The organism is Plantibacter lichenum, from assembly GCF_050587525.1.
Lineage (GTDB): Bacteria > Actinomycetota > Actinomycetes > Actinomycetales > Microbacteriaceae > Plantibacter.
In genome coordinates this window covers 21939-31704 of the sequence record NZ_JBOBFT010000022.1, presented here as the reverse complement: position 1 = coordinate 31704, position 9766 = coordinate 21939, and the positions used below count along the sequence as shown (strand labels likewise).

Annotated in this window: 10 protein-coding genes; all 10 read right to left on the bottom strand. The window is 65.2% G+C overall.

Annotated features, from left to right (window positions below):
* A partial coding sequence (locus ACQ3HB_RS20490; protein WP_430922695.1) for a hypothetical protein occupies nt 1-438 on the bottom strand: 438 nt, incomplete at its 3' end.
* Nucleotides 435-812, bottom strand: a complete 378-nt coding sequence (locus ACQ3HB_RS20485) for a hypothetical protein (protein ID WP_430922694.1) — start codon at nt 810-812, stop codon at nt 435-437. The genes ACQ3HB_RS20490 and ACQ3HB_RS20485, both read right to left, overlap by 4 nt.
* Nucleotides 809-1450: a hypothetical protein gene (locus tag ACQ3HB_RS20480; protein WP_430922693.1), complete on the bottom strand. Its 642-nt coding sequence runs from the start codon at nt 1448-1450 to the stop codon at nt 809-811. The genes ACQ3HB_RS20485 and ACQ3HB_RS20480 overlap by 4 nt, the downstream gene beginning before the upstream one ends.
* Nucleotides 1451-1455: 5 nt before the next feature.
* Entirely contained in the window at nt 1456-1776 is a 321-nt protein-coding gene (locus ACQ3HB_RS20475) for a hypothetical protein (protein WP_430922692.1), read from the bottom strand.
* A 67-nt stretch (nt 1777-1843) separates the two neighbouring features.
* Nucleotides 1844-2608, bottom strand: coding sequence for a tail fiber domain-containing protein (locus tag ACQ3HB_RS20470; RefSeq protein WP_430922691.1), 765 nt, complete (start codon nt 2606-2608; stop codon nt 1844-1846).
* Nucleotides 2608-3777: a hypothetical protein gene (locus tag ACQ3HB_RS20465; protein WP_430922690.1), complete on the bottom strand. Its 1170-nt coding sequence runs from the start codon at nt 3775-3777 to the stop codon at nt 2608-2610. Before ACQ3HB_RS20465 ends, ACQ3HB_RS20470 begins: the two co-directional genes overlap by 1 nt.
* A gap of 18 nt (nt 3778-3795) precedes the next feature.
* The gene (locus ACQ3HB_RS20460) at nt 3796-4551 is read right to left on the bottom strand and encodes a peptidoglycan DD-metalloendopeptidase family protein (protein ID WP_430922689.1); all 756 of its coding nucleotides are present in this window, start codon (nt 4549-4551) and stop codon (nt 3796-3798) included.
* A gap of 2 nt (nt 4552-4553) precedes the next feature.
* Entirely contained in the window at nt 4554-5567 is a 1014-nt protein-coding gene (locus ACQ3HB_RS20455; protein WP_430922688.1) for a hypothetical protein, read from the bottom strand.
* A gap of 10 nt (nt 5568-5577) precedes the next feature.
* Nucleotides 5578-6423 (bottom strand): phage tail family protein, encoded by an 846-nt coding sequence (locus ACQ3HB_RS20450; protein ID WP_430922687.1) that lies wholly within the window; start codon nt 6421-6423, stop codon nt 5578-5580.
* Entirely contained in the window at nt 6420-9749 is a 3330-nt protein-coding gene (locus ACQ3HB_RS20445; protein WP_430922686.1) for a tape measure protein, read from the bottom strand. The genes ACQ3HB_RS20450 and ACQ3HB_RS20445 overlap by 4 nt, the downstream gene beginning before the upstream one ends.
* Between the last annotated feature and the right edge of the window lie 17 nt (nt 9750-9766).

The window sequence follows — 9766 nt, the reverse complement described above, 5'->3', positions numbered from 1 at the left end:
CTGAACCTGTGCCCCCACGGCGGTCGCAGCAGCCGCAGGGAGACCCGTGGAGACACCAACAGCGACGTCACGGGCATCCGATGCATCCGCCAGGATCTCGGCCGCAGACGGCGGAAGAGGATTCAGAGGTTGCAGCGTCGACGGGTCGACACTGTGCGCCGTGACCAGCCCGGACAGGGTGATCGTGTCCACGTTCGGGACGGTGACCAACCACTGCTCAGAGATCGCAGGAACGCCACGAGGAGCGAGCCGGTGAGCCATCGCCCCAGCCGGGTCGATGCTGAACGACACTGCCCCGCGGACCGGATACTCCGCTTCCTTCGCGAAGTCCAACTTCCCGGCAACACCCGTCACCCGCCACACCTGCAGAAACCCCTGACGAGGCAACGCCCCACCAAGGGCCAGCAGGTCAGCGTCAGAGACAGTGACCAGGGTCACGAGGACTCCTCAGCCCCAGCATGCCGACCCACACGCGCCACGGCAGCCTGCGTGTCAGCGAACTGCTCAAGCGGGGTGAGCTCCGCCTGCCCGGCAAGGATCTCGTCCTTCGCAGCGGCCACGTACGCCTCCGGGAGACCCTTCGCGACGATCGACAGATACGACCGCAGCGCAGCGTACGCCGACGTCAGACCGATCGCGCCGAGCGTCCCGAGGAGGAGCACCCAGTTCAGGTCAGCGAGGTCCGTGATCGCCAGTACGCCGCCGGCAACCGTGGCCAGCGCGAGCTGTGCCTCGGCGACCTGCGCGAACGTGCGGATGCTCGCCCGGGTGGCGGCGTCGAGGAGCTTCTTGTCGTCAGTGGTGAACTTCATGGGGTGCCTCCTGGGGTTGGGATGATCGGATCCACGCGGCACGGGCCGGTGACGGTGATCGTTGAGAAGTTGTCGAACGTGAACAGCCAGGAACCGTCGTCCTGACACTGAACGCCGGAGATGAGAGGAGCGGGCGCGCCGGTCGCTCCGACGGGCCCTTGGTCACCTTTGGTGCCGGCGGCGCCGTCGTCGCCGTTGGTTCCGTCCTCGCCGAGGCATCGCCCGTCAGCGCAGTACGCGGCAACTGCGGCCGTCATCTGCTCTGACGTCACTGCTGCGCTGTCAGCGCCTCGGCATGCGCCAGCTGCGCAGTATGTGGCTATCGCTTCGGCGATCTCCTGCGCCGTCGGCGGGCGGCCCGGCTTGCCCTCGGCGCCGGATGATTGCGTGGGGACTGGAACGGATACAGGTGGAAGGCCTGCGCCCTCAAGGCGGCTGTTCGCCTGGTCGAGTTTCAACGCGAGCGCGTCGATCGCCGACTGATCCCGGGCGCTATCCGCCGTCAACTGCTTGATGCTCGACTCGTTCGACAGCGAGCGTTGAATCAGGATCCCGCCAGTGACCGTCCCCACGATGAGGAAGAACACCAGGATCGGCGGATACGTCCACCGCCATGCTCTTTTGAGGCGCTCGAGCATGCTCGTCACCCTCTCCCGATCGCGTTGACGATGCCGTAGATGGCGCCCAAGGCTCCGGGGATGCCGATGATGAGACCGACGCCCCAACGAACCCAGAGGCCGGTTACCGTCGCCCGCTTCTGCAAGTCCTCGGTCACGGTCTTCCGCGCAGTCGCTTCGGCCGCATCAGCAAGAGCCCGGGCGGTTGCCTCAGCTGCGACGGCTTCTTTCCAGGCGGCGGTGATGTCCGTGATGTCCTGTGCGTGTTCGGCGAATCGGCCGTCGACGCGCTTCTGCTCCGCGGAGAACGATTCCTGAGTGACAAGGCGATCGAGGCGTTGCCCCATCTCTGTCCGAAACGCGAGAAGGTCCTCGCGCAACAGGCGAAACAGTGCGGCCGCTCCCGCCTCATCCTCAGCTGCCACCGGAGCCGCCTTCCAGCGCCTCTACACGTTGGAGGAGGTCATCGAGGGTGGACTGTTGCGCTTGGATCGCGGCGAAGAGCGGGACGACGAGCCGGTCGTAGTTGATGCCCATGACCAGGCCGTCGGCGTCCTTGAACGTGAACTGTTCGAGCCCTGCTTCGACGAGCTCCTCAGCGATGAACCCGTACTGCAGCGGGCCGAGGCCGGGATCCGGGTGCGGGCCGAGGATCGGATTGCCGTGAGCGTCGAGACCGATGGGCTGATCCGAGATGTTGTACCGGAAGCGGACGGCTCGCAGCTTCGAGAACAGCAGCGCGAGATCCGGAGACCACGTTTCGATGTCCTGCTTGAACCGGCGCGACGACGGACTGATACCGAAGTGACCGTTGACGTCGATCCAACTGGCCGCGTAGTTCGTGACCACGACGAAGTTCCGGGCGTCAGTGGAGAACACGCCGCCGTTGAACGTGCCGGTCGAACCAGAAACGCTGCCCGAAGCCGACACCGTCGAGGGTGAGATGGCGCCCGGGGATGCGATTCGCCCGTCGATCTCGCTCTTCGTGTAGGACAAGGAAGCGATCGCAGCGGTCACCGTGGAGGTGATGTTCGCCAGCGCGGTCTGCACTTGCAGGAACAGGGACGCCCATTGCCCGCCGGCGGGACGCTGCAGCTCCTTCTGCGCAGCGTCAGACGCGTCCTTGGCCCGGTTCACATGATCGAACGGGCCAATGTCGGGGGCGCTGTATAGGCTCATCAGGTCCCCATCTTTGGTGCGCAGTACACGCGGATCGTGTCGGACCCAAGGTCCCCGGACAGGCCAACGATGCGGTGCTGGTAGTCGCCGCCAGGGACGATCGGATCGGCGCCAGCTGCGAAGGCGAGCTCGCAGAAGTCGCCGGTCGTGTACGTGCCAACCAACGGTTCCACGTCGGTCCGAACATCGAATGACCACGTCTCGCGCGGTCGTGAACCGACCTGCAGCGACCTGACGGACTGGGTATCCAGAGTGCTCTGCTCAGACACGCTCGTGTGCGCCGAGTCGACAAGCTCCATGAGTGGATAGCCCGCGTTCACCAGCTCGTCCGACACTGCTCGAGCGACGAGCACCTTCTCCTGCGACCGCCCGCCAGTGTTCCATGCGACCGAGCCGAGGTTGGTGGCATCATCCACGCGCTCGAACTTCGTCACAGGGGACTCCTCACCCGTGACGTCCCACCGGTGCTTCGACGTGGACGTAATCAGAGGTTGCGCGAGCGTGCCCGTTTCGAACAGGGTCTCGACGAACAGGCCGTTGTTGATGAACCGTGTCTTGAAGTTCGTCTCCACGCCCTCCTCGACGTTCTGCAGCTGGTTGATGGCCTCCCAGATGCCCTTGAAGTCGGCACCCTCGAAGTTGCGCTCGAACACGCCGACCTCGTCCGCCTGGAACACGAGCGGGATAGCCCCGCCCGTCCACGCCATCGCCTGCTGCAACCACCGTTTCGCGATCGTCCCATACGACAGATTCTTGAGGTACGTGCCCACTGCAGGGTTCGCTACCGTCTTCGACGCATCTGTCGGGTCGGGGATCACGAACTTGTCCACGCCAATGGTCTTCGCGACGACGGGGATGATGTTGCGGTGGTCGAAGTACGAGGCGACGCCGAGAGCGTCGATGTCGAAGGTTCCGCTGTCACGGCTGTACTTCGCGGACCAGATCGGGCCGTAGGCGAGGACCACCTCGCCCTCAGCCACGCCGAGCGCATGCTTACCGCGGGTGGTGAGGTTCCACAGATCCAGAGCACGAGTGTCCGGATCATCCGTGTCGAAGCTCGCGCTCATGCTCTCCGCAGCGTTCAGGGGGTCCGACCATGACCCGGACTCCACGGGGAGAGTCTCGAGGACCCTCCCCGTGGCGAAGTCGGTGACGAAGAAGCGGAGCATGTGCGTCCCCTTTCAGCGTCAGCCGGGGTAGTTCACGAGCGGTTTGCCGAGCGCGTCACGTTGGATGCGGCCGGCCTTGTCTCGCACGACAACTCCGCAACGACGCATGAGTGCCTGGATGGTCTGGGCGTCGAAGTCCTTCGACTTGTTGCCCTGGGCCGCGAACGCCTCCCACTCGGCACCGCTCAGAGGCAGCAGTGGGCCGCCGGGGCTGTCCTGGAAGAAAATTGAGTCTTTGCCTTCGCCGCTGCCAATTCGGGGGAATGCTCCTGTAGCCATGTCCGGCTCCTGTTCTGCTGGGATGGGGATGATGGGACGACCTGCCGAGGCGGCACCCATGCGGGCTGCCGCGATTCGTGATGCAGGGTCTTCGAGTGGAGTGTTGCCGTTCGCTGCCGCGTACGAGGTCGAGGAGACCGGAGTGAGCGTCGTGTGAATGTGCGGGCCATCCCAGAGCGAACCAGGGCGGTCACCTGCGCCGGCGACCTCAGCGAACTGTGTCCCGGCGGAAACCCACCCACCCACGAATGAGCGGACGTTCCTGAGGTGAGCCCACCCCGCGTGCTTGCCGTCACTCGCGAGACGAGCACCAACAACGGTTCCAAGACCAGACGTCGATCCGACGTACTCGATGACCATGTCCTCGTACGCGACGACGGGCATTCCTGCGCCGGTAACGTAGTAGTCCTGGCCGCGGTGGCCGATCTTCGGGTCGTAGAACGGCCCCTTCGCCCCGAACGGTGTTCCCGGGCGCGTGTAGCAGTCGAAGGCCATGGTCAGTTCTCCGTCACTGTCATCACGCTGTTGGACACGAACACCGCGCTAGCGGCCGACGCGCGCGCCTGGACAACCCAGGTGTGAGCGCCTGCGGCGGGGGAGGACTCCCAGTCGAACGCGAACAGGTAGCCGGTCGTGCCCGCCGTCAGAGGGACATCCATCGAGATGATGTCGCCGACCTGCACGCCGTCACACGTCACCCGGAAGGATGCTGTCCGGGCGGATCCGGAGTTGCCGTTGTACACCTGGACTTTGCTGTCCGTCACACACAGGCCACCCGATGAATTGGCTGACAGGGTGACGACGTCCGACCATGCAGGTTGGCCAGCGATCACGAGCGCTGCGGTTCGACGGTTGCTGCCGAGGCGCCGCGCACCTCCACTGACCCAACCTGACCCGGTGGAGACGAAGAGCCTCCCGCTGACTGCGGCGAACTGACCAGCAGCGGCCGTCCACGTGTCTCGCTCTGCCGTGCTTCGGAACGGGACAATCCCGCCCGAGAAAGCCGTGAGCGGCGCCGTCTGGGTGATTGTGACCTTCGTGCCGTCGTTCGTGGCCGTGGCGTTGAATGCGACCTGCACCTGGGCGATCTCCAACGCACCCGCTGGGAGCGCTGTGGACGGCCGCACAGGTGTGGCGGATGCGACACCTGTCGTCCACCCGAACAGCGGGACGTCGGATCCGTCAGAGGTGGGAGAAGCGGCCATCGGCTGACGTACCCACAGGATGTCGATGCGTGAGTTCGCGGTCGGCAGTGCAGGCAGTGTCACCTGCGCGACGCCGTCGTTGTAGCCGCGGATCACACCGCCGCTGCGGACGGTGATGTACGACATCGCAGCGACGTCGACCTTGAGGTCAGCGCGACCGGTGACGATCGGGTCGAAGTTCGCCGGCAGTACCCCAGCGCGGGGTACGCCGGACGTGTCGCAGACGATGTCGCCCGCGAACAGCAGTCGGAGGTCGGGGAACTGCGTTGCCCCCGAAACGGCGGGGAAACCGGTCTTGAGTGCCAATGGGTGCCTCCTACAGGTACGCCGGCGAGGTGTACGCCGTGATGGTGGGGGTGCCAGTGACGACACCGAGCGGGTTGAACTGGATCGTCCGGGAGCCGCCGGGAGGGACGGACCAGGACTCTCGTCGGGTGAGGTACGACCCGACTGAGTTCTGCCCATCGAGGACAGCCGTCATGCGTTTCAAGTCCACATGGACGGTGGAGCCATTCGGGATGACGCGTTCGAACCGGACGATCGCGCCGGTCGAGCAAGTGAGCTCGAACCCACCGCTGAGCCCGCCTGTGATGTCGATCACGGACCACGTCTCAGCGCGGCCTGTGTTCGTTGTGACGACCTGACCGGAGTTACCGGGTGCGCCCGTAGTCACCGGGGAGGTGATGGGCGAGAGGATGCCGACACCAGCAGTCGGGACACCCATCGGTCCGGCGACTTCCGCGGGGCCGTACTTCCGCGGGTCCCGTGCGAGCAGGGGGATCGTGAACTCAGCGACCCCGTCCTGCTGGATGAGGCTGAACTGAGGTTGACCGCCGAGCTCCACCTGCGCAGTCAGTGTCCCCTTCGGGCTGGTGACCGAGACCGGGAACTGCCCGACAAGGTTCTGCAACGCCATGACGCGTTCCTGTAGGTCGAACACGGCGAGATCATCGCCTACGTTCGCGCGTGCCCCGAGGACGCTCACGAACCGGCCCGACTTGTAGGTGCGGGCGTTGCCGAAGAACCCGTCCCCTCGGGGCCGCTGCACGGTCTTTGTGTCGAGGTCGACGCCGTCGAACCAGCCGATCAGGTCTTGGAGGTACTCCGCGACCTGACCGGCTTGGTTCGTGAGCGTGAGACCGGGGAGTTCGACAGTGATCATCGGAGCTTCCTCGCCATCTTGCTTGCCACCAGTTCGGCGAAGTGGTCGACGTCCATCGCAGGTGCCGCGTAGTTGTTGTTCGTGATCTGCGCGGGCGGCGCCACAGCAGCCTGCGACTGCGAGAACGACACCGGGTTAGCCCCGGCGACGGAAGGTGCCGCAGTGGCGCGCTGAGCACCCGTGGGAACCACTTCCATGCCGAGACGTTTCGCCGCATCCGTGAGGATCAGCCGGTTGCGGGCCTCCATGCCAGGTTTCCCCGACACGTACGCTTCCCAACCAACCTCGGGTTCCGCGAACTTGTGGATCCCACCCGGGCGACCCTTGTAGATCCCCGACGGGAACCCGCCAGACGCGAACGCCTGGACGTAGTTCTCAAGACCACCGTTCGCGAACACCTTCTGCGCGCCTGAGTAGAGGCCACCGTTCGCGTTCCCGAGCGCACTCGCTGTCTTGTTGAGAATGTCGACGACGACCTGCGCATGGCGGGTGACCGTCAGTGCCGCGAGCTGCTGCTCGATGGATTCGATGCCAGTCGCCGTGACCTGCACAGACCCGTCTGGGAGAGTGTCGACCGTGAACCCCAGGTTCTTGAGGTTCTGGATGATTGCCGGCGACATTGGTTCGGTGATCGTGATGGTCTTGTCCGGGGTCGCTAGCACTTGATTCGCGAGGTTGATCAGTTGGGCTTGGGTGCCCGTGATCGTCCCGTCATCCGTGATCAGGATTCCGATCGTCTTCGGCACGTCCAGAGATGTGCCGATGAGTCCCTGGATCTGCTCATCGGTGAACCCGGCTTGGTGCATCGTCTCTCGCAGAGCATCCACATAGCCCTGAGCCGCATCGGTCGCGGCTTGCGCCGCACCTGCGGCGTTCCCGTTTGCCTTGGCGTAGTCGCTGGCCGAAGTCGCGGCCTCGAGCATCTTGGTGCGAGCGGAAGAGAGCTGTTCAGCAAAAGCGATCCCGGCACGCGTACTGAGGTCGATCTTGCCTGCACCATCGACGTACGACTGCCAGAGTGGCGTTCCGGCATCATCAGCCTGCGCGAGCATCTCCTTGAGATCCAATGTGGACTTGGAGAGGTTGATCTGCGCCTGCTCTGCAGAGATCGAGCCGCCCTTGAGGAGGTCGAGAGCCTGCCGAAGCGCATTGACACGCTCCTCGGCGGACCGGGTCTCGTCGGACACGATCTTCATCGCGTCGGCGAACCGAGCATTCGCACGACCGACGTCGTCGAGCGACGCCATCGCTTCACGCTGCGCCCTGATCTGGCCACGGAGTGCCTCACGAGCGAGATCCTGCGCGTTGATCTGCGCTTCGATCGAACCGACGAGGTCGTTCCCGGCGTTTGCCGTGCCCTCCATCGCGGCTTGCAGCGGGGACAGGTTCTTCACAGATGCGCTCGTGCCAGCGTTCCAGCCGTTGGCGGCGAGCTTGACCCGGTCGAATGCGTCAGCGTTGCCGTTGGCGGCTCCGACGACGTCCTCGAACGAGACGCCGAGCTTCTTCGCGAGCTCGCGCCCTCGATCGTTCTCGAGGTTGAGGCGGACCTGCGCGGCCGTCGCTGCGGTCACTTCGCCGGTGGTCTGGTTCAGTGTGCTGCGGAGGCTCGCGGCGGCGTCAGAGGCCTTCTGTGCCTTCTCCGCGTTGGCCCCGAGTGCTGCGGTGAGGAGCCCCACGGCGCCGGTGATGACGAGGAGCGCGATCCCGACCGGGTTGGAGATGAACGCGGCCTTGAGCGAGTTGCCGAACCCTGCGACTGCGCCCTTCGCCCGGCCCATGACCGACGAGAGAGCAGCGGTGCGACCAGACATGGCTTCGATGTCACCGGAAGCTCCAACAGCGAACACGCGGGCGGTCTGCCATGTGCTTCCGAACGCGGTGGCTTCCTTGACCCCAGCCTGCAGGGCAGTGTTCAGTACGCCGTTGTCCTCGCCGAGCTTCTTCGTCGCTGCACCGAATGCGAGCATCGCGGCGCCGCCGGCGAGAACCGGGGCGGGGATCTGCGCGAGGATCTGCAGGAGCGGACCGGCGACATCGGAGACGAGACGGATTCCACCTGCAGCGACAGGGAGGGCTGCGTTGAGCCCGCCAGCGACGACACGGGCGACTTGCTGCGCGATCGGGATGATCGGCTGCAACGCCTGCACCATACCTGCCGCAGCGGAGCGCACTTCGCTGGACGACAGTGCAACGCCGACGAGAGCGCCGACGAGCGGGTTCACCTTCGGGAACAGCGAACCGATGATGGGAATCTGCGACAGGAGACCAGAGTTCACGGCTGCGACACCACCGGCAACACCGGCGAGGATCGGCCCGTACGCGGACGCCTGGTCGAGGAACGTGCTCAGCGAGGAAGAGTCCCACGATGCGACGGAGATCTTGGCCTTGTCGAGCTCCTGCGTGATCCCAGCGAACGCGGGGAGAGCCCGGCCGGTGAGGATCGAGACGACGGGGGTGACGTGCTTCTCGACGGCGCGCATGACGTCCGCGATCTGGTTGCCCCAGGTGACGAACAGTCCGCCGCCGTTCTTGGACACGAACGGTTCCGCGAGCGCGGCACCGATGTCACGAGACGCAGCCTTGATGCGGTCTACCGTGCCGGAGAACGTGTTTTTCACGTTCGCCGCGGCACCCGAGAACTTGGAGTCCATCGAAGCCACGAGGGCATCTACAGCCTCACCGGCGCCGAGCGTGCCGGCGGTGATCGAGGCGCGGATTTCGGCACCGGACTTGCCCATCGACGTGCCGATGAGGGTCGCAGCGTCGAGGCCGTACCCGCCGAGCTGGTTGAGGTCCTCAGCGGTGATCTTCGACGACGAACCGATCTTCGCGATGATCTCGACGATGCCGGCGATGTCCTGGTTCGACCCGCCCACAGCGGCGACAGCGTTCTGCACAGCATTGAGGGTCGGGATTACCTTCGACGCTTCCATGCCGAAGCCGATGAGCTGCTGCTGCGCGGAGATGAACACGGACTTCGAGAACGGGCTGTTGCGTGCGAACGCGTCGAGCTTGTCCATCTGCGCGTTCGCGGCCGTTGCGCCGCCAAGGAGGGTGTTGAGGGCCGCACGGGAGGTCTGCTGCAGCGTGTTGTACGCCACCCCGGTCTTGAACAGGGAAGCGATGTACGCCGTCGAGGCGACCGAGGCGACACCGATGCCGACCGATGCGGTCGTGAACGCGGACGCGACGCCCTTGCCTGCTGCGTCGGCGAGTTTCTGCGCTGCAGTGAACTTCTGCCCCGAACCATCGACGTCACGATCGAACTGGGCCTTGCCGTCGAGGCGGATCTTCGCGACGAGTTCACCGGCGTTGAACGACATGAGGCCCCCTGCTATTG